The following is a 19,971-nucleotide window of genomic DNA, read 5'->3' as shown; positions in this document are numbered from 1 at the left end:
CGGTAGCATGGTCGACACGGCAGACGAGCCGGGCGGACGGCCGCGTGGAGTCCCCTTGAGGGGCTCCCCGAGGAACGTCCGGGCTCCACAGGGCAGGGTGGTGGCTAACGGCCACCCGGGGTGACCCGCGGGACAGTGCCACAGAAAACAAACCGCCGGGGACCTCGGTCCTCGGTAAGGGTGAAACGGCGGTGTAAGAGACCACCAGTGCCCAGGGTGACCTGGGCAGCTAGGTAAACCCCACCCGGAGCAAGGTCAAAAGGGAGCGCCCCGGCGCTCCTGCGGAGGCGTTCGAGGGCTGCCCGCCCGAGCCCCCGGGTAGACCGCACGAGGCCGGTGGCAACACCGGCCCTAGATGGATGGCCGTCTCCCCGGCTGCCGCGAGGCGGCCGGGTGACAGAACCCGGCGTATAGCCCGACTCGTCTGCCCCTGTATTTCCACAGGCCAGAGGCCGTGATTTCCGGATCACGAAGAACCGGATGGCCCGGAATAGCGAGTCGGCGTGGGGTCGGCGCAAACGCACGGGAGGACCGGGCACGGCGTCCGCTGCCGCAACTGCAACCACCGGTACGACTGTCAGTACCGCCAGGTACCCTCAAACACATCGTCAACGCGGCCCGACGGGCTTCCGCTCCACCCCGGTGGAGTCTCGAAGGACATGCCCCCACCCGCACGAGTCTTTTCGTGCTGCCTGGGGGAAGTCCTTGCTGTTCCGCGCGTCCGCGAAAACGGTCGCCGTCATGGCACTCGACGGTTCGCTGTTCCTGCACCTCACCGACAACTTCGTCCACATGCACGGCTATCGGCCCGGACCCTCCGAGGTACGTTCGTGGGAGCGCAGCATCCCCGTCCTGGCCACCGCACTCAACGACGCCGGCCTGGGCGACGTGGAGGTCATGCTGGAGTACTCGCTACCGCTGAACAGCAAGCGCGCCGACGTCGTCCTCGCCGGATCGCACCCGGTCACGGGAGAGCCGTCCTACGTCGTGGTGGAGCTGAAGCAGTGGAGCCAGGCACTGCCCCACGAGGACGACCCCACCCTGTGCCATGTCGACGCCTATGCCCATCCGGTCCTCAACCCCATCGAGCAGGTCCGCCGCTACTGCGAATACCTCGTCAATTTCAACGGCGCGGTGGCCGAACATGCGCACCGGGTTGCCGGAGTGGCCTATCTGCACAACGCCACCGAGTTCGGCGTGACCGGGCTGCGGGAGATCGAACGTGACGGCCACGGACTGCTCTTCACCGCAGAACGGCGCGGCGCCTTCCTCGACCATCTTCGTATGAGGCTGAGCGACAAGCACCCAGGGGCCCGGGCGGCGGACGAACTCCACGCAGGAGCCACGGTGCCGTCGAAGCAGCTCATGTCCGTGGCCGCTGAAGAGGTGCGCGAACGCACCCAGTTCGTCCTCCTCGACGAGCAGCAGGTGGCGTACCGCATGGTGCTGAACGCGGTGGAGAAGGCGAAGCATGCCGACCGCAAGGAAGTCGTCATCGTCACGGGCGGCCCCGGCACCGGCAAGAGCGTCATCGCTCTCCAATTGCTCGGCGAGCTCTATCGGCGCGGGGTCCCGGCACTGCACGCCACCGGCTCGCAGTCGTTCACGAAGACGATGAGGAAGGTCGCCGGAGCCCGCAAGCGCGAAGTCCAGGACTTGTTCAAGTACTTCAACAGCTTCATGACGGCCGAGAAGAACAGCCTGGGTGCCCTGATCTGCGACGAGGCACACCGCATCCGGGAGACTTCGGCCAACCGCTACACGCGCGCCGAGAACCGTACCGGCAGGGCACAGATCGACGAACTCATCGACGTTGCCTACGTGCCCGTCTTCTTCCTCGACGAGCACCAGGTGGTGCGCCCCGGGGAGATGGGCACAGTGGCCGACATCGAGGAGGCGGCGGCGAAGCGGGACATCCCGTGTCACGTCGTCCCTCTGGACAGCCAGTTCCGCTGCGGCGGCAGTGACGCGTACCTGCGCTGGGTGGTACGGCTCCTCGGCTTGGAGGCCGGGGGCCCGGTCACCTGGGAATCCGACGGCCGCATGCAGCTCCTGGTCGCCGACAGCCCTCAGGAAATGGAGGGGTTCTTGGAGGCCCGACGAGCCGAGGGCTACGGCGCTCGCATGTCCGCCGGCTACAGCTGGCGCTGGTCCCCGGAGCCCAAACCGGGCGCTCCGCTTCCGCCCGACGTCGTGATCGGCGACTGGGCCCGCCCGTGGAACCTGCGCGGTGACCGATCCGTGTCCGGTGCTCCCCCGGCCGCCCTCTGGGCCACCGACCCGGCGGGCTTCGGCCAGGTCGGCTGCGTCTACACGGCACAGGGCTTCGAGTACGACTGGTCCGGCGTCATCATCGGCCCCGACCTGCTCTGGCGCGAGGATCGTTGGGTGACCGACCGGGCAGCGTCGAAGGACCCCGTCTTCAAGCGGTCCACCTCCGACGCCGACGTGGACCGCTTGATCCGCAACACCTACAAGGTGCTTCTGACCCGGGGCATGGTGGGCACGGTTGTGTACGCGACGGATCCCGAGACGCGGGAGAAGCTGCGGGAGTTGGTGGGTGGAGCGACACGACAGGCCGTGTCGGTCTGACGCGTGCCCGATCCTGCTGGGCTCGGCGCATGGAGCGGCTCACCTCTGATGCGCATCGAGGGTGGCAGAGCGGCACGGTCGTGTGACCTGCTCAGCTCCGCGTGATCCTGCTGAGTTCGCAGAGAGTCCGGTGGTAGTCCAGGTGTGCTTCGTCTATGGGATGACCGTTGTGCTGACGAAGCCGTCCCGCTGATTCATCCCCGTGCGTGTGCCTCACGACGCCGTCGACATCGACGTAGATTTCGAGCCCGTCGAAGAGGACGTGGTGATTGGGGCACAGGCAGAGCAGGTTCGGCAGCTCGTCCGGACCATCGTGAGGCGTTCCGAGACCACGTATGTGAGCGGCCTCGCTGTACGGTCTGCGCTTGTACTGCAGGCGTGTCTCGCAGATCTGGCAGGCGTGGCCGTGCAGCTCCTTGACCCGCGTGGCGATCGCGGCGTCGCGAACAAGCTGTGAGGAGGTGCGCGTCCGTCGTGCGGCTGGACCGGTCGCACGCTCGGTCGCAGCGACACCCTCTTGGCCGTCAGCGTCCTCCTCCTCGTCGACCAGGCCATCAGCCGTGGCGTATCCGGCGAGGCCTACCCGATTGAGCAACTCACCCTGGTCGACACCGTCGAAGTACGTGCTGCACAGCTTGATCACGGCCTGCAGGCGGATAAGGGGGTCCCTCAGCAGCTCAGCGCTTGTGTGGGTCAGGCCGGCGACGGGCTGGTGCGTGTCGAGGGCGCCTGTTCCAGGGGCAGTACCGGCGTCACGCTCCATCCCGTGCACCTCCCAGAGGTCGCTGCCACGCAGGTGCCAGAAGGGGTACTCGGGAGTGACTTTGGAACCGGGGAGTCCGAAGTCGGCGAGGAGCGGACTCACCTCCGTCCGGAAGAGGGCCCACGGTGTCAGGCGTGGCCTGTCCGCGGAAATCCGGGATATCGCCCACAGCAGGGCCAATGGCTGGTGGCGGCTGGGCGTTTTGATTCCTGGTTGACGATGAGTGCGGAGGGAGCCGAGCCGCTCCAGCAGACCCTCCGCGGTGAGCTGGTCAGCTGTGGCTGTGGCTGAAGGCGGCGTCAGCGGTGACGGAACCACCGGCCGGCTCTTCGCCGGTAGGAGTGGGAGAACGCTGCGGTAGCTCTCGGGGGACCGCAGAGTAAGGCTCCACAGAGGTGCCGGAACGTTCATCTGGCGCAGCACGGGCGCTGCGAGGACAGGAGTGGGAAATTCCTCGACGTCACCCAGCGCCATGATGTGTTCCCAAGTGGCGTTGTCACTGTCGGCTCCCCAGACCCTCCGTGCCACAGGCGAGCTGGTGAACAGGTGGAGAATGCGTGCGCGAGCGAAGAAATGGTTCGCCGTGTAGAAATACACATCGTCACCGACACGACGATCTCGCAGGGCTCGTGCTTTTTCGTTGTTGGCTTGCGCGGTGGGAGTGGCACCCCACAATCGAGCGATTCCGTCTGGATACAGGGCATTGAGTGTGGTCGCCTGGTCACCGAGCACATCCTGGATGTCCGAGATCCGGATGCCCTGGTGTACCGACTTGGCGAAGTTCTGTGCCCCTCGAAGCCGAGCCCCGCCGCGAGGCTGGAGGAGTATCTGCGGCTCTGCCTGCTGCGGGCGGTCCGCAGCGGTGCTTCCGTCCTCCACGGTGAAGCCGAGTGCTCGCAGACGGTGTGCCACTGTGCGTGCACCTCCGCTGAAGTCGTCGGCCGACAGCAGAGCTCCGGCTGAGTACAGATGAGCTACGCCGGCTATGGCCTTCGAGTCGTAGCTGTCTCCGTCTACGACCAAGACGTATGTCAATGCCCTGCCGAAGCCGTATCGGCGGCGAAACGTTTCGCGTCCCAAGCCCTGACACTCCGCGACTGCAGCCAGCACGCCTGCGCGCGTGATATCCCCAAGTCCCATGTCGAGGACATTAGTAGGTAGGTATGACAAGTGCCGCCGCATGCCTGCCTGTTGCCTCGTTACCGGCCGCCTGCGCCCTCACCCCTGTTGCGCATGGGGGTGCAAGCGCAAGGATCTGCCGCGACTGGCGCGGTAAAGGGGTGTGGTGGAGGGAGTGTCGGCGCGCGTGCCCTCAGCGACCCGCGGAGTGCCTGAAGCAGCAAGGGCGGCTCGGCTCGCAGTGCCTCTGAATGTCTGGATCGAGTCCATTGCTTGCCCCGCAAACTTCCTTTCCGGGCAAGAGGGGTAAATCGACTCAGAGTATTTCGCTATGTGAGGTGAATGTCCTGTAGTCCCGCTCTTCACGACCTCTTCTCATGCCACTGGCACCCACTAAGATCTGGGTCAGGGGTCTGACCTTGGGCTGAGGCGACCTCGAGGGAAACGAGGAGCGGGGAACAGGCATGCGGGAAGGCCGGTGGGTCACGGTCACCGAGTCCGAGTTCGATCACGAACGCCGCGGCCTGGAGGCGATCCGGGAAAGGCTGCCGGATTCCGACCCCTGGCGTGCCTGGTCGAACTTCACCTTCACCGCGAACACCGGCCATGTCCGCGAGGTCGACCTGTTGGTCGTGGCCCCCGGCGGCGTCTGCATGATCGAGCTGAAGGACTGGCACGGCTCGGTGACGTCAGAGAACGGCACCTGGGTGCAGACGACTCCCGGTGGCCGCCGCCGTACCCACGGCAACCCGCTGCACCTGGTCAACCGCAAGGCCAAGGAACTGGCCGGCTTGCTCGCGCTGCCGGGCAACAAGCGGGTCTGGGTCGCCGAGGCCGTCTGCTTCACGGACAACAGCCTCCGCGTACGGCTGCCCGCCCATGACCAGAACGGCGTGTACACCGTTCACCAGCTGGTCGAGATGCTCAAGCAGCCCCCGCGTGACGAGCGGCGCCGCATCACAGCGATCGGCTCCCGCGAGATCGAGACCGCTCTCAAGCACATCGGCATCCGCAAGAGCGACGCGCAGTACAAGGTCGGCCCGTACGAGCTGGAGCGGAAGTCCTTCGACTCCGGGCCCACCTGGGCGGACTACCTTGCCCGTCACAGCGACCTGCCCGAGGCCGCCCGCGTCCGCATCTACCTCAGCGAGCGCGGCTCCGACGCCTCCCTGCGCCAGTCCGTCGAGAACGCCGCCCGGCGTGAGGCCGCGGTGCTGGGCCGCTTCAAGCACCCGGGCGTGGTCGAGCTCAAGCAGTACTTCCCCTCCGGGCACGCGGCCGGCCCCGCGCTGATCTTCGACTACCACCCGGACACCCTGAAGCTGGACGAGTACCTGGTCCAGTACGGGGAGAAGCTGGACATCCTCGGCCGGATGGCGCTGGTCCGCCAGCTCGCCGAGACCATGCGTTCCGCGCACTCCAGCCGTATCCACCACCGGGCGCTCGCCGCCCGTTCCGTGCTCGTCGTCCCCCGGCCGCGCGGCAGGAAGGGCCGGGCCGTGGGGGAGGAGGCCGCCTGGCTCACCCCGCACCTCCAGATCTCCGACTGGCAGATCGCCACCCAGCGCAGCGGCGACTCCTCCCAGGGCCAGGGCATGACCCGCTTCGCGCCGACCGCCCTGTCCGCGATGCACCTGGCCGACGACGCCGACGCCTACCTCGCTCCCGAACTCACCGCCCTCAAGCCCGACCCGGTCCACCTCGATGTGTACGGGCTCGGTGTCCTCACCTACCTGCTGGTCACCGGCAAGGCCCCGGCCGCCAGCCAGGCCGAGTTGCTGGCACGCCTGGAGGCGGGGGAGGGCCTGCGCCCCAGCTCCCTGGTGGACGGGCTGTCGGAGGACGTGGACGACCTGGTGCAGGCCGCCACCGCCTACCGCCCCGGGCAACGCCTGTCCAGCGTGGACGAGTTCCTGGAGCTGCTGGAGGTCGTGGAGGACTCCCTCACGGCCCCGGCCCCGGCGGCCACCGGTACGGAGGGGCCGGCCGACGAGGACGACGAGACCGCCGCCGACAAGGACCCGCTGGAGGCTGTCGCCGGTGACGTGTTCGCCGGCCGGTGGGAGATCCGCCGCCGCCTCGGCACCGGCTCCACCAGCCGCGCCTTCCTCGTCCGCGACCTTCAGGCGGAAGCCCGCAGGACTCGCCCGCTGGCCGTGCTGAAGGTCGCCCTCTCCGACAGCCGCAGCGAGATCCTCGCCCGCGAGGCCGAGGCCATGGGACGCCTGCGCCCCCACTCCGGCATCATCCGCCTCGTCGAACCCGAGCCGCTGCACATCGGCGGCCGTACCGTCCTGGCACTGGAGTACGTCGGCGACGAGCGCGACGACAACGGACAGGGCACCGAGGGCGGCGCACGCCCGCGCCGCCGTGAGGAGACCGTCTCCCGCCAGCTCCGCGAGAACGGCCGCCTCCAGGTCGACCAGCTGGAGGCGTACGGCGACTACCTCTTCGGAGCCGTCGACTTCCTGGAGGGCGAGGGCGTCTGGCACCGCGACATCAAGCCCGACAACATCGCCATCCGCATCCGCCCCAACCGCACCCGCGAACTCGTCCTCATCGACTTCTCCCTCGCCGGCTACCCGGCGAAGAGCATCAACGCGGGCACCGACGGCTACCTCGACCCCTTCGTCGACGTCATCACCCGCGGCTCGTACGACTCGCACGCCGAGCGGTACGCCGTCGCCGTCACCCTGCACCAGATGGCCTCCGGCGAGCTGCCCAAGTGGGGCGACGGCAGCCTGCTGCCGCGCATGACCGACGCGAAGGAGTGGCCGTACCCGACCATCGCGGCCGAGGCTTTCGACCCGGCCGTACGGGACGGACTCGTCGCCTTCTTCCAGAAGGCCCTACACCGCGACGCGGGCAAGCGGTTCCCCGAGCTGAAGCCGATGCGGGACGCCTGGCGCAAGGTCTTCCTCGACGCCTCCCAGTCCGTCCCGTCCAGCCACCGTTCCCGCCACCCGGCCGCCGCGACCACGGGGGAGGGAACACCCGCCGAGGGCGCTGCCGCGGTGGCGATCGCGGACGCCGAGCCGGAGACCGCCGAGCAGCAGCGCGACCGGCTGGCCGCGGAGGTCACGCGGGACACTCCGCTGACGGTCTCCGGGCTTACGCCCGCCGCCCAGTCGTTCCTGTACGGCTTGGGCATTACGACGGTCGGCGAGCTGCTCGACTACAGCCGCCGCAAGCTGGTCAACGCCCCTGGGCTGGGCGCCAAGACCCGCAACGAGGTCCAGCAGCGGCAGCGCGAGTGGGGCGAGCGGCTGCGCGAGATCCCTGTCTCGCCGCTGACGCCGAAGGGGCGGGCGGAGGCCAAGGAAGAGCTGGAGCAGCTGACGGCTGCCGAGTCGGCCGTCGTCGGCCAGCTCGCGACGGGCGAGTCGGCAGGCATGCTGTCCCCTCGCACGCTGCGCTCCGTCAGCCTCGACACCCTCGCCACCGTCTTCGTGCCCGCCGTCAACAACAACGGCTCCAACCGCAACAAGGCGGAGATGGTACGGCTGTTGCTGCGCCTGCCCGACGAGCACGGGGTCCTGCCGGACATCGGCGTCTGGCCGAAGCAGAAGGATGTTGCGGAGGGGCTTGGGCTGAGCCACGGCCGTATCCCGCAGATGCTCAAGGACGAGCGCAAGCGCTGGAAGGCGGAGCCTGCCGTCCAGGCACTGCGCGAGGAGATCATCGACCTGCTGGTGAGCATGGGCCGGGTCGCCTCGGCGGTGGAGATCGCGGACGCCTTGGCGGTCCGGCGCGGCACCCATCTCGCGGGGCGCGAGCAGCGGCGCGCGATGGCGCTGGCGGCCGTACGGGCCGTGGTCGAGGTCGAACAACTGCTGCCGCAGGAAGCCGAGTTCCAGCACCAGCCGAACCGCAAGGCGACGGACGAGTCCCTGGGCGCCGGCCTGCTCGCCCTCGACGTACGGGAGAACGACGGCCCGGACACCCCGACTGCGCCTGGCCTGCTGGAGTACGCGACCCGTCTCGGCAAGACGGCCGACCGGCTCGCCAGGCTGGACACACTGCCGACGGCGGCGACCGTGCTGGCCGAGCTGGGCGCGCTGACAGTGCCGCCGGGTGCGGTGGACTGGGACGAGCGGCGCATGGTGGAGCTGGCGGCTGCGGCGTCCGTGAACGCCGCAGCCACTCCGCGTCTGGAGATCTACCCGCGGGACCTGTCGCTGGTACGGGCGTTGCGCCTCACCCAGGCCGGGCTCGTCCGCTGGATCCCGGGTATGCCGGAGGGGCAACAACCGGGTCTGACCGGCGAGGCCGTGCACGAGCGGGTCCGGGCTCGCTTCCCGGAGATGGTCGTACCTGACGGGCGTGGCGGCACGCACCACGAACTGCCGACGGGCGGCCCGCTCACCAAGGCGTTGCGCGACGCCGGCTTCGAACTGTCGCTCAACATGCACGAACGCGAGGGCGTGCTGCGCTACTTGCCGACGCGGGTGGACGACGCGTCGAGCTACTTGACGACGGGTGCGTGGCGGCAATCGACGCGTACGGGTGCGGTGACGCGGTACGCCGACGACCCGCAGCTCGCGGGTGCGGTGCGCGCGGAGGAACGGCTGCTGGCGTCGGCCCGCCGGGACGGGTACCGGGTGCTGACCGTACGGCAGCAGCTGGTGCGGGACGCGGTGCGGGAGCTCGGCGCTGGGCGGCTGGGCACGGATTCGGTGTCGGTGACGGAGCTGTTCCTGGAGGCCCTGCACGCGCAGGTCACGCCGGGTACCAAGCCGACTTGGGAGACCTTGCTCAAGGCGGATGCCGCCGAGCCGGGTTCGAGGGGTGCGGTGCGGTTCGCGGAGTACACGCGGACGGCGTGGGGCGCGGTGGAACCCCGGATAGCGGAGCTGCTGGGTAACGGCGGCGGGGCCGGTTCTGTTGGTCCTGTTCTGCTGACGGAGGCCGGGGTGTTCGCGCGCTACGACGCGATGGGCGTCCTGGACCGGCTGGCGTCGGCGGCCCGGAGGGGCGGGCGGGGGCTGTGGCTCCTGGTCCCGCAGGCCGACCCCTCGCGTGAGCCCCGGCTCGGGCAGGTGGCTGTGCCGTACCAGGCCGGCCTGGGGGAGTGGATTCAGCTTCCGGACACGTGGGTGGGCAACGCCCATCGTGGCTCCGGCGAGGTTGTGGCTAGTGCCAGTGGTGTCGAGGGAGACGTCAAGTGATCGACCGCAAGGCTCTGTTGGACGACCTGAAGCAGCAGGTCAAGGCGGTCGAGACCGACCTTGGGCGCCAGGTGAAGGCGCTGGGGGATGTCGGTGCGCGACTGAGAGCCGAGTACGACCAAGCGCGCAAGCTGGGGCGTACGGCGGCGACGTGGACCTCGTGGTTGGACGAGCGGGTCACGCAGGTCGCGGTGGCATGGGTGCTGGGGAGTGTCTTTGTACGGTTCTGCGAGGACAACCGGCTGATCCCGGAGCCGTACCTGACGGGGCCGGACGGTGACCGGCGGGAGCTGGCGGAGTCTCGGTACGACGCGTATGTGGAGTCGGACGAGGATCCGACGTACCGGGGGTGGCTGGAGAAGGCGTTCGAGGAACTGGGGCGGGGGCAGGCGGGTCGGCTGCTTTTCGACAAGCGGCACAACCCGCTGTACCAGATTCCGCTTTCGCATGACGGTGCGCGGGAGTTGGTCGAGTACTGGCGGGGGAGGGATGAGGCGGGGGTCCTGGTCCACGACTTCACCGATCCGCTGAACGAGGACGGTACGGAGGGGTGGGACACGCGGTTCCTGGGAGACCTGTACCAGGACCTGAGCGAGGCCGCGCGGAAGACGTACGCGCTGCTCCAGACGCCGGAGTTTGTGGAGGAGTTCATCCTCGACCGGACGATGAATCCTGCGGTGCGGGAGTTTGGGTACGAGGAACTGAAGATGATCGACCCTACATGTGGGTCGGGGCACTTTGTGTTGGGGGCGTTCTGGCGGCTCGTGCGGCTGTGGGCGGAGGGTCAGCCAGGTAAGGACACACACGAGCGTGTGAAAGCCGCTCTGGACTCGGTACACGGTGTCGACGTGAATCCGTTCGCAGTGGCCATTGCACGCTTCCGATTGCTGGTTGCGGCGATGGCGGCGAGCGGCGTACGGACGATGGCTGAGGCAGCGAAGTACGAGTGGCCGATTCATCTGGCGGTCGGTGACTCACTCATCAAGGCTCGGCAGTTGGAACTGACACTGGGGGGCGATGAGGACGGCGTAGACGACCCGCTGGCTTCGTTCACTTACGCCACGGAGGACGTTCACGAGCATCCGGGGATCTTGCAGCAGGGGCGCTATCACGTGGTCGTGGGGAATCCGCCGTATATCACGGTGAAGGACAAGAAGCTGAACGATTTGTATCGAGAGCTGTATGACGCGTGCGGTGGAACCTATGCACTCTCGGTACCGTTCGCTCAGAGATTCTTCGAATTGGCCAAGAGGGGGGATGGTGAGGGATGTGGATATGGTTTGGTCGGACAGATCACGGCCAACTCTTTCACTAAGCGAGAATTTGGAACCCGTCTGATCGAGAACTACTTCCGTGATCAAGTCGAACTCACGGAGGTCATCGACACTTCTGGCGCCTATATTCCAGGCCATGGGACGCCCACCGTGATCCTTGTCGGCAGGCGGCGTGAGGGAAGTGGGCGTTCGCGGACTATCCGCACGATTCGAAGTGTTCAGGGTGAGCCGTCTGCGCCGAAAGACGGAAAAGACGGGTTCGTATGGAGCGCCATTGAAGATCAGATCGACGAGCCGGGAACCGTAAGTCAGTGGGTATCCGTCGATGATTTGGAGCGGCGACGCTACTTTGCGAAGCAGCCATGGATCCTGGCTGATGGCGGCTTGGAGATGGTTGAAAGGCTTGAGCAAGCCCGCGTGCAAACGATGAAGACGGCTGTTGAGCCACCCATCGGTCGCGCCATCCGCGCGAGTGCTGATGAGGCGTACATTAGGCCACTGCGCAGCGGCTATCGGGTAGTTGCTAACCGCGCAGGTCTACGTCCTCTGATGGTCGGCGAAGTGGTGCGTGATTGGGACGCCTCCCCTGAAGAGGCAATCTGGTTTCCCTACGCGCAGGAATTGCAGGTAGGTGATCTTGCGGTGGATCTCTGGCCTTATCGTCGGGTACTGCAAGCGCGGCGGACCTTCCAGGGGGACATGGCGGCTGCCGGTCTCCAGTGGTGGGACTATATGCAGTACACTTCCTCGGCTTATCGGACACCGCTGTCAATTACCTTCCCCTTTGTGGCTACACACAATCACTTCTCATTGGATCGGGGCGGGAAGGTATTCAAGCAAACTGCACCAGTTATCAAGCTGCGGGAAGGAGCAACTGAAGAGGAGCATCTGCGGCTAGTTGGATTGCTCAATAGTTCTACCGCCGGATTTTGGCTTAAAATGGTTAGCTATCCAAAGGGGGGAAGCCCTGAATCTGGCGGTGGTCAGTCGGATCAGCCCTGGTCCTGGAGCTATGAATTTACGGGAACCAAGCTTCTAGAGTTCCCGATCCCTAGCGCTTACCCTGTCGCCTTCGCTACCGCCCTCGACTCCCTTGTCCAGCGACTCTCCGCGACCAGCCTCTCCGCCGTGCCCGAAGGCGCCACCCTCACAGCCGCTACCGTCCGTGAGGCGCGCAAGGAGTGGGAGACCACCCGTGCCCGCATGATGGCCCTTCAGGAGGAACTGGACTGGCAGGTCTACTCCCTCTACAACCTCCACCTCGAAGACCTCCGCGTCTCCAATGACCCCGACGATCCCAACATCCCCGAACTTGCTTTGGGCGAGCGCGCCTTCGAAATCGTCCTGGCCCGCCGCGTAGCCGCAGGCGAGGCCAGCGACGAGTGGTTCAAGCGGCACAACTCCACCCCCATCACGGAGATCCCAACCCACTGGCCCGCCCCCTACCGCGAGGTCGTCCAGAAACGCATCGACGCCATTGAGTCGAACCGCGCCATCGGCATGATCGAGCGCCCCGAATACAAGCGCCGCTGGGTTACAGAAGGTTGGGGCGCGCTCCAGGAGAAGGCCCTGCGCTCCTGGCTGCTCGACCGGATGGAGGACCGCGCCCACTGGTTCGACGAAAACGGTCAGCCCATCATCCTCACCCTGGCCCGACTTACCGACGCGCTCTCGCGCGACGAAGGCTTCGTTTCCGTCGCCAAGCTCTACGCGCCCCGCACGGAACTCGCGAAGGTCGTCGCCGAGCTGATCACCGACGAGCACGTGCCGTTCCTCTCCGCCCTGCGGTACAAGCCGTCGGGCATGAAGAAGCGTGTCGACTGGGAAGAGGTGTGGGACCTACAGCGCAAGGAGGACGCCGCCCCGGACGAACCTGCCAAGCGGAAGATCCGAGACTCCATCCCCGTGCCGCCGAAGTACACCTCGGCCGACTTCCTCCGCGCTTCCTACTGGAAGGCACGCGGCAAGCTCGACGTGCCCAAGGAGCGGTTCGTCTCCTACGGGCAGACCAACGCTGCCACCCCCGAGCTGTACGGGTGGGCCGGCTGGGACCACCGGGAGCAGGCGCAGGCTCTTGCCACGTACTTCACCAACACCGCGCTGTCCACCGAGGAGATCACGCCGTTCCTCGCCGGTTTGCTGGAACTCCAGCCGTGGCTGTCCCAGTGGCACAACGAGTTCGACATGCTCTACAGCGGTTCCCCGGCGGACTTCTTCGCTGGTTACCGTCAACAGAAGCAGGGCGAGCACGGACTCACGGACGACGATCTCCGTAACTGGCAGCCCCCGGCCGCAACGCGAGGCCGTCGCGCCGCTGTAAAGAAGTAGCCGGAAACGACTCGGTGTTGTGCCCGTGCGCCGATACCGAGTCGGTCGGACGAGGGGCCGCCGGGTGCGTGTGCGGACGGCCTCCGGTCGGTACCCGAAGCTCCGCCCATACCGTTTTGCCGGGAGCGGCCGGGCGAGGAGTGACGCCCCAGTCGTGCGCGAGGGCGGCGACGAGGTGGAGGCCGCGGCCGGACTCGGATGCCGAGTCGGGTGCCGGGGGAGTGGACGGGGGCTGTTTCTCGGCGCGGGTGTCAGTCACCTCGATGCGGAAGGTGCCCTCGGCCAGGGAGAGTTGCAAGTGGAAGTCCCGGCCGGGGACGTGGCCATGTCGTACGGCGTTGGCGCTGAGTTCCGCCGTGATGAGGGTGAGTGTCTCGTTGACCGGGGTCGCGTACGGGTGGCCCCAGTCGTTCAGGCGGTGCGATACGAGTCGGCGGGCGAGGCGGGCACCGCGTGGGGTGGAGGTGAAGCGCATGGTGAACTCGCGTTCGGGTGCGGGACGTTGTGGCATATGCCCGTTCGGGGGAGTTGCTGACTTCATGGGGTCAACGGTCACCGACTCTGCGTAGCGTTGACCAGGAGCGATGCGCTGACGAGTGCGGGCTGTACGCGTCGGCAGTGCGCTTGTACGCGGTGTCGGGCGTGACCGGTTCTCGCGCTGCGCGTTGGGCGGGCGGAGTCCGGTGACTGGATGGTCGTACGGGAGGAGCTGCGGCGTGGACGACGAGGTTCAGCAGCCGGAGTACGAGTTCGGGGCGGGCATTCTCCACGTGTTCGGGCGGCAGTTGAAGCTGTTCCGGGAGCGGGCGGGGATGGATCGCGCGAGGCTCGGGTCGCTGACTGGGTACTCGGCCTCGACGATCGCGTCGTTCGAGCAGGCGAGACGTATTCCGCCGCCGAAGTTCATCGACCAGGCGGATGAAGTGCTGGGGGCAGGTGGGGTGTTGAGCGCGAGCAAGGAGGAGGTGGCTCGGGCTCAGTATCCGGCGTTCTTTCGAGATGCGGCCAAGTTGGAGGCCGAGGCGGTTGTACTGCACGTGTACGCCACCCAGGCGGTGCCAGGACTCTTGCAGACCGAGGAGTACGCGCGGGCGGTCTTCGCCATGTGGCGACCGCAGTTGGACGAAGAGGTCATTGAGCAGCGATTGGCCGCTCGGCTGGCACGGCAGGGGATCTTCTCCCGACGCCCTGCACCGCATCTGAGCTTCGTGATCGAGGAGGCTGTGCTTCTGCGTCCGCTCGGCGGAGAGACGGTTCGGCGAGGCCAGTTGGAGCACCTCATGCTGATCGCGGAGAAGCGGAACGTGGAGATCCAGGTGATGCCGCTCTCCCGTCAGGAACATGCGGGATTGGCTGGGCCGTTCACCTTGATGGAGATGAAGGATGGGCGCAGGATCGCCTACGCGGAGGTGCAAGGCGACAGCCGTGTGCACACGGAGCGCCAGAGGGTCCGGGAGCTTGAACGGACGTACGGGACTCTGCGCGCACAGGCCCTCACTCCGGCAGAATCAGTTGCGTTGATCGAGAAGCTGTTGGGAGAGAGATGAGCGGGGATAGGGCCAGGCTCTGCCTGGACGGACTGGCCTGGTTCAAGAGCAGTTACAGCGCTGGCAACGGTGGCGAATGCGTCGAAGTCGCCGTCAGCCCTGCCAGGGTGCACGTCCGCGACTCAAAGGACACAACCCGCGCCGCGCTCGCCGTAGAACCCACGGCGTGGGCCGCCTTCGTGGAGTTCGCGGCACCCTGACAGAGGCGGCACCGACAGCAGGGCCTTCCGGTGGGCATGGGCTTGCCGAGGGCCCTGCGCGTGTCCACCTCGGCAGCACCTTCATCAGTCCTCGCGCCTTCCTGGCCGGTGCCGTGCATGCGCCGGCTGCCACGACAATCAACGTCCGTCCAGAGACGGCCGGTTCGCGACAGGGGTGCCTTCCCGGGCGACGATCGGCAACGTGAAGGATCCAGCCCGCACGCCACCGCCACTCACATAACGACCCCTCAACTGACCTGACAATCCCGGCTCTTGGAGTGCGGAGTTACTGTAAGTTCCTGCTATGAAACCGGGCAAAGTGAACGAGAACCCCGAGTCGCGCTTCTCCGCAGTGCTCGTGAGCGCAGCAAAGCTTCCGGGTGTGCGTATCAACAGGGAGGCCTACCTCCGAAGTGCGCTGGCTCGTCACTGCTCCGAGGACGACATCCGAAGGGCGGTTGAGGAGTCGCCCGCTGTGGCCGGCATTCCCGTCGAGATTCTCGACAAACTCGCCAACGACTCCATCCGCCTCGAAACCGGCAAGGTCAGCGCTCTCTCCGCCGCTGCTGGAATACCCGGTGTCCTCGCCCTTCCCGCTACTGTGCCCGCCGACCTGGCCCAGTACTTCGGCCACATGGTGCGTATCGCGCAGAAGCTCGCGTACCTCTACAGCTGGCCGGATCTGTTCTCCGACGACGGCGATGACGTCGATGACGCGACCATGGGGGTGCTCACGCTGTTCTTCGGCGTGATGTTCGGCGCCCAGTCGGCGAACGCCGCGGTGGGGAAGGTCGCGGGGATGATGTCGGAGCAGGTCGCCAAGAAGTTGCCTCAGAAGGCACTCACCCAAGGCCTCATCTATCCCATAGTGAAGAAGGTCGCGGGCTACCTCGGCGTCGAGATGACAAAGCAGACCTTCGCGAAGAGCGTCTCGAAGGCCATCCCCGTCGTTGGAGCCGTTGTCTCCGGCACGCTCACCTTTGCGACGTACCGCCCCATGGCCAGGAGGCTCAAGAAGCACCTCGCCGGCTTGGAGTTGGCGACGCCGTCCAGCCAAGTCGTGGACGGGGAGGTCGTGGAGGACCACGGGCCCTTCGCCGCAGCACAGGCCGAACAGCGAGGCGCAGACTCTGCCGCCGTCAAGCTCGAGGAACCCCAGCCCTGACGCCGCAAGAGCCCTCTCCAAGTCGAGGGCTCTCCCGTTATCCCGCCTTGCCGATCACCGCGAACCGCGAGAACCCGTCGCAGCACCGGACACCCGGGGCGGGTCCAGGGTGACGATCTCCCGGTCGAAGAAATCGTGGAATCCCTCGCCACGTTCATAAAGCGCATTGAACCCGGCGTTCGTCTCGCGGATCAGTGAGCGGTCGGTGTAGCGGTTGGCTCCTGCCGCATTTCCGTCCTCGTCGTAAACGACCTCATACATGGCCACATCGCCGAGAATCACCACCTCTGGAACTGGGCTACTCCGCTCGATGTTCGAAATATCGCGAGCGTCGAGAATCCTGATGTCGTCGCCCACGTCCACGCGCACGCGCAGGACGAATAACTCCCATTGCACGTACGGCGTGATCGGGAATTCCACGACGCGGAGGCGGCGGTGCCTGACGCCCAGTCGCGACGCCTGGCGGAGTTCCTGGGTGTAGTCCTCGCGCCTCTCGTCGGCCAGGGACAGGGCCCTCTCCCAGTCGCCGTCGGCGAAGGCCTCCCAGCTCGGGAAGCCGCGCTCCTTGAAGTGCTGGCCGCGCTCAAGCTTGTTGAGGAAGTCGATCCCGCTGTTGTAGACCCGGCCCAAGTCGGCGTGGTACGTCGGGCGGTCCAGGCGTGCGGAGGCGCCGCTGGGAAAGGAGTCAAACACTGGGGATGTCCGGCTTCGCCGCGATGAGCATGTTCCTGGGGATGACCACGAGGCGTTCGTCCGACCCGATCGAGACCCCGTCGGGCAGGTTCCTGCCGAGTGACTGGGTCAGGTCCCGGCCGATGACAGCGATGTCGCCGTTGGTGAGTTCCCAGATGTCCGGGCAGTCAGGAGTTCCGGTTGTGTTTCCGAGTTCCTGGGGTGTTTTTCCCAGGCGCTGTTTGAAACTCGTGTCCGGATCTGCTTCCCATGGCCTGGCCATTTCCATCGCCCCCTCGATCGGTCGGGATGCCTCACTGTAACGTGCAACTTACCCGTCTGAGCATGTGTTAGAACCGGCCCGCAGGGGTAATGGCGAGGATTGATTCCTCCTTGTCCCGTGTCGCTCGGGGCTGGAATGATATTGATCGGAAGGGAAAATCATGCCAACGCCCGACAGATGACACTTCCCGTCTGTGCTGTCGGTTAATCAGGTAATCAGGTGAACGGAGGGGCGGCTGTGGACCCAGAAGTGACCTTGCTCGCACAGAGCGCGGGGACCACCTTGGTCGCGTTGATGGCGACCGATGCCTGGCACCGTGTGCGTGACGGGATCACACAGCTCTGGCGCCGGACCCAACCCGAGCGCGCCGAGACCGTCGCCGCCGAGTTGGAAGCCGGTCGCGAGGACGTGCTGGCCGCTGTGGCCGCGGACGACCAGGAGACCCTGGACGAACTTCGCCTTCAGTGGCAGGGGCTGGTGCGGCGGCTGCTCGTCGCCCGGCCCGCCGCCGTCGAGGAACTGCGCGCGCTGCTGGACCAACTCGATCCCGGTGGCTCGGCCGCCCGACAGATCACCCAGCACGCCACCGCGTCCGGTCAGGCCCGGGTCTACCAAGCGGGACGTGACCAGCACATCGCCGAGCGATGACGGGCGGGACGGACGGCCACGCCGAGGACCAGGGGCGCGTCTACCAGTCGCGGGGCGACCAGCACATCAGCGAACACCACCATCACTACGGCGGCGACGGGCCGGAGCACGGCGGACCGGACTCGGTGCGGCGCCCGGCGGTCGGCCGGCCCCCCATCGCGCTGCGCGACCGCGGCGAGGTGATGGAACGCCTGCGGGTGAGTGTCGAGGCGGAGCGTGGCGGCCAGGTCTACGTGCTGTACGGCATGGGCGGCTCGGGCAAGACAGCGGTGGCCTGCGCCCTGTTCCAGGAGGTCACCGGAGATCAGGGCCGGGTGGGCCTGTGGGTCAACGCCTCCGACCGTGCGAGCCTGCGCGCCGGCATGCTCGCCGTCGCCGCCGACCGAGGGGCGGGCGACGGCGAACTGCTCGCCGCACGCAACGGCCTCAGACCCGCCGCCGATCTCGTCTGGACGTATCTCGACCGTTCCGCCGAACCCTGGTTACTGGTCCTGGACAACACCGACGAGCCGGAGATCCTGCGGGACGGCAACTGGCTGCGCAGCAGCCCGCGCGGCACCGTCCTGGTGACCACACGGCGAGCGGCGGCCCGGTGGTGGCCAGGCGCCGAGCTGCAGTACATCGGCGTACTGCCCCGAGAGGACGCCGCGCTCGTACTGCGCGATCTCGCCCCGCACAGCGGTACGGCGGAGCAGGCGGCGCGGGTCGCGGACCGGCTCGGGCGGCTGCCCCTCGCCCTCACCCTGGCGGGCGGCTTCCTCTCCCACCAGGTCATCGACCCCTGGACGATGGACACCTACGGGGACCAGCTCGACGGAGACGAACGGGTCCAGCTGATCGACCGGGGAGCCGACGCGCTGTCCGAAGCGGACCCCCGGCATCTGGTCGGCCTGACCTGGCAGCTGACCCTCGACGCGTTCGAAGCGCGCGGGCTGCCCGAAGCGGCGGCCCTGCTCAGACTGCTGGCCCGGTTCGCCGCCGAGCCGCTACCGCTGACCCTGCTCAACCACGCCGACATCGGCGCCGTACTGCCTCGTGCCCGAACCGAGACAGCCCTCAGAGCCCTCCTCGACCAGTCACTGTCCGAACTGGTCGACGCCGCCGGCGCGCGCTGCGTACAGAGTCACGGCATCCTGCTCGACAGCGTCTCGGCAGCCACCCCCGCGGATCTGCTGCCCGCCCTCGACGCGACGGCCGTCCGGCTGCTCGACGCGGCAGTGCCCGGCGTACCCGACGCGGGGCCGCACGATCCGCGGCTGCGCCTGCTGGTACCCCACGCGCTGGCCCTGCTGACGCACATCGGCGGTCCGTCCGCCGGCGACGCCCTGGCCGTCGCGACGCGGCTGGCGGTCGCCCTGCACCGGACCGGTGACTACCTCTCCGCCTGGGAGACCGCCCGAAGCGCGGCGGACCTCGCACAGCGTTTCCTCGGCGCGGACCACCGTGCGGTCCTCGCCGCCCGCTCGAGAGCAGGGCGGTCACAGTTCCGGCTGGGCAGGTACGCCGAAGCCGAAGCGGCGCTCCGCGCGGTCCGGGACACCCAGGAGCGCCTGTTCGGCGCCGACGACCCCGACACGACGGACAGCGGCTATGGCCTCCAGCTCGTGCTGGCGAACCTCGGCAGACGCGAGGAATCTGTCGCGCTGCTCCGAGACACCGTCACCGGGCGGCGCTCGGCGCTGGGCCCCGCGCATCCGCTGACCCTGCGGGCCCGCGCCAGCCTCCTGGAGATGCTCCCCGCCGCCGAAGTGGTCACCGAGGAAGGCGGCACACTGCTCACGCTGCCGTCGGAATGCGATCGGTCCCTAGGTCCCGACCACACTGTGACACTCGGCGCCGGGCACAACCACGCGTGGGCGCTGTACCTCCTGGGCCGCTTCGACGAGGCCGACCGTGAGATCCGGCGGGTCGCCGAGACGTATGTGCGGCGCTTCGGGCCCGAGTACCCGATCGTGCTCGCCGCCCGGCAACTGCTCTCCCGGACCCGGGCCGCACTCGGACACACGGAGGAGGGGATCGGGCTGATGACCGACGTCGTCGAACGGCGGGAACGCGGCCTGGGCCCCGAACACCCCTTCACGGTCGCGAGTCGACAACTGCTGGACGCCTACCGGTCGGGGCGATGGCGGCCGTAGTGCTTCCGGCGCCCCCGCATGGACAGTGCGCGAGGGTATACGGCACGGGGACGATAGGAGTACGGATGTAGGGTGCT

At 67.4% G+C, this 19,971-nt stretch carries 12 protein-coding genes and 1 other RNA gene; 9 read left to right on the top strand and 4 right to left on the bottom strand.

Going from position 1 to position 19,971, the window contains the following annotated elements:
• Positions 1–24: 24 nt before the first annotated feature.
• An RNA gene (rnpB, locus tag P2Q00_RS10785) (RNase P RNA component class A) lies at positions 25–427 on the top strand.
• Positions 428–705: 278 nt separating this feature from the next.
• Positions 706–2,592: a DUF2075 domain-containing protein gene (locus tag P2Q00_RS10780; RefSeq protein ID WP_275771819.1), complete on the top strand. Its 1,887-nt coding sequence runs from the start codon at positions 706–708 to the stop codon at positions 2,590–2,592.
• A 91-nt stretch (positions 2,593–2,683) separates the two neighbouring features.
• Here the strand turns inward: P2Q00_RS10780 and P2Q00_RS10775 are convergent, their stop codons facing one another.
• Entirely contained in the window at positions 2,684–4,495 is a 1,812-nt protein-coding gene (locus P2Q00_RS10775; protein ID WP_275771817.1) for an HNH endonuclease, read from the bottom strand.
• A 443-nt stretch (positions 4,496–4,938) separates the two neighbouring features.
• On the opposite strand from P2Q00_RS10775, the gene pglW reads away from it, so the two are divergent.
• The gene (pglW, locus tag P2Q00_RS10770) at positions 4,939–9,642 is read left to right on the top strand and encodes a BREX system serine/threonine kinase PglW (RefSeq protein WP_275771814.1); all 4,704 of its coding nucleotides are present in this window, start codon (positions 4,939–4,941) and stop codon (positions 9,640–9,642) included.
• Positions 9,639–13,244, top strand: coding sequence for a BREX-2 system adenine-specific DNA-methyltransferase PglX (gene pglX, locus P2Q00_RS10765; RefSeq protein ID WP_275771812.1), 3,606 nt, complete (start codon positions 9,639–9,641; stop codon positions 13,242–13,244). The genes pglW and pglX overlap by 4 nt, the downstream gene beginning before the upstream one ends.
• Here the strand turns inward: pglX and P2Q00_RS10760 are convergent.
• Positions 13,171–13,755 carry an ATP-binding protein gene (locus tag P2Q00_RS10760; RefSeq protein WP_275771885.1) on the bottom strand — a complete coding sequence of 195 codons (585 nt, stop codon included), beginning with the start codon at positions 13,753–13,755 and terminating at the stop codon, positions 13,171–13,173. The genes pglX and P2Q00_RS10760 overlap by 74 nt on opposite strands.
• Positions 13,756–13,960: 205 nt before the next feature.
• On the opposite strand from P2Q00_RS10760, the gene P2Q00_RS10755 reads away from it, so the two are divergent.
• The 3 genes from P2Q00_RS10755 (at position 13,961) to P2Q00_RS10745 (ending at position 16,156) form a co-directional block, all read left to right on the top strand.
• A complete protein-coding gene (locus P2Q00_RS10755; RefSeq protein ID WP_275771811.1) occupies positions 13,961–14,791 on the top strand; it encodes a helix-turn-helix domain-containing protein in 831 nt (276 codons plus the stop codon).
• A complete protein-coding gene (locus tag P2Q00_RS10750; protein WP_275771810.1) occupies positions 14,788–14,991 on the top strand; it encodes a DUF397 domain-containing protein in 204 nt (67 codons plus the stop codon). Before P2Q00_RS10755 ends, P2Q00_RS10750 begins: the two co-directional genes overlap by 4 nt.
• Positions 14,992–15,295: 304 nt before the next feature.
• Entirely contained in the window at positions 15,296–16,156 is an 861-nt protein-coding gene (locus P2Q00_RS10745; protein WP_275771807.1) for a hypothetical protein, read from the top strand.
• Between the two features lie 54 nt (positions 16,157–16,210).
• Here the strand turns inward: P2Q00_RS10745 and P2Q00_RS10740 are convergent, their stop codons facing one another.
• Both P2Q00_RS10740 and P2Q00_RS10735 read right to left on the bottom strand, forming a co-directional pair.
• Positions 16,211–16,849 (bottom strand): DUF6879 family protein, encoded by a 639-nt coding sequence (locus P2Q00_RS10740; protein ID WP_275771805.1) that lies wholly within the window; start codon positions 16,847–16,849, stop codon positions 16,211–16,213.
• On the bottom strand, positions 16,842–17,111 hold the full coding sequence (locus P2Q00_RS10735; protein WP_093775035.1) for a hypothetical protein: 270 nt from the start codon (positions 17,109–17,111) through the stop codon (positions 16,842–16,844). Before P2Q00_RS10735 ends, P2Q00_RS10740 begins: the two co-directional genes overlap by 8 nt.
• A 237-nt stretch (positions 17,112–17,348) precedes the next feature.
• On the opposite strand from P2Q00_RS10735, the gene P2Q00_RS10730 reads away from it, so the two are divergent.
• Positions 17,349–17,759 (top strand): hypothetical protein, encoded by a 411-nt coding sequence (locus P2Q00_RS10730; protein ID WP_275771804.1) that lies wholly within the window; start codon positions 17,349–17,351, stop codon positions 17,757–17,759.
• Entirely contained in the window at positions 17,756–19,894 is a 2,139-nt protein-coding gene (locus P2Q00_RS10725; RefSeq protein WP_275771802.1) for a tetratricopeptide repeat protein, read from the top strand. The genes P2Q00_RS10730 and P2Q00_RS10725 overlap by 4 nt, the downstream gene beginning before the upstream one ends.
• Positions 19,895–19,971: the final 77 nt, after the last annotated feature.

Source organism: Streptomyces coacervatus, from assembly GCF_029223485.1.
Taxonomy (GTDB): domain Bacteria; phylum Actinomycetota; class Actinomycetes; order Streptomycetales; family Streptomycetaceae; genus Streptomyces; species Streptomyces coacervatus.
The sequence above is the reverse complement of the archived record's forward strand: the minus strand, read 5'-3'. Positions and strand labels throughout refer to the sequence as shown.

Excerpts from the sequence above, each read along its gene's own strand:
- P2Q00_RS10775 (WP_275771817.1), bottom strand. The coding sequence starts at position 4,495 with ATGGGACTTGGGGATATCACGCGCGCAGGCGTGCTGGCTGCAGTCGCG.
- pglW (WP_275771814.1), top strand. The coding sequence starts at position 4,939 with ATGCGGGAAGGCCGGTGGGTCACGGTCACCGAGTCCGAGTTCGATCAC.
- P2Q00_RS10760 (WP_275771885.1), bottom strand. The coding sequence starts at position 13,755 with ATGCCACAACGTCCCGCACCCGAACGCGAGTTCACCATGCGCTTCACC.
- P2Q00_RS10750 (WP_275771810.1), top strand. The coding sequence starts at position 14,788 with ATGAGCGGGGATAGGGCCAGGCTCTGCCTGGACGGACTGGCCTGGTTC.
- P2Q00_RS10745 (WP_275771807.1), top strand. The coding sequence starts at position 15,296 with ATGAAACCGGGCAAAGTGAACGAGAACCCCGAGTCGCGCTTCTCCGCA.
- P2Q00_RS10735 (WP_093775035.1), bottom strand. The coding sequence starts at position 17,111 with ATGGCCAGGCCATGGGAAGCAGATCCGGACACGAGTTTCAAACAGCGC.
- P2Q00_RS10725 (WP_275771802.1), top strand. The coding sequence starts at position 17,756 with ATGACGGGCGGGACGGACGGCCACGCCGAGGACCAGGGGCGCGTCTAC.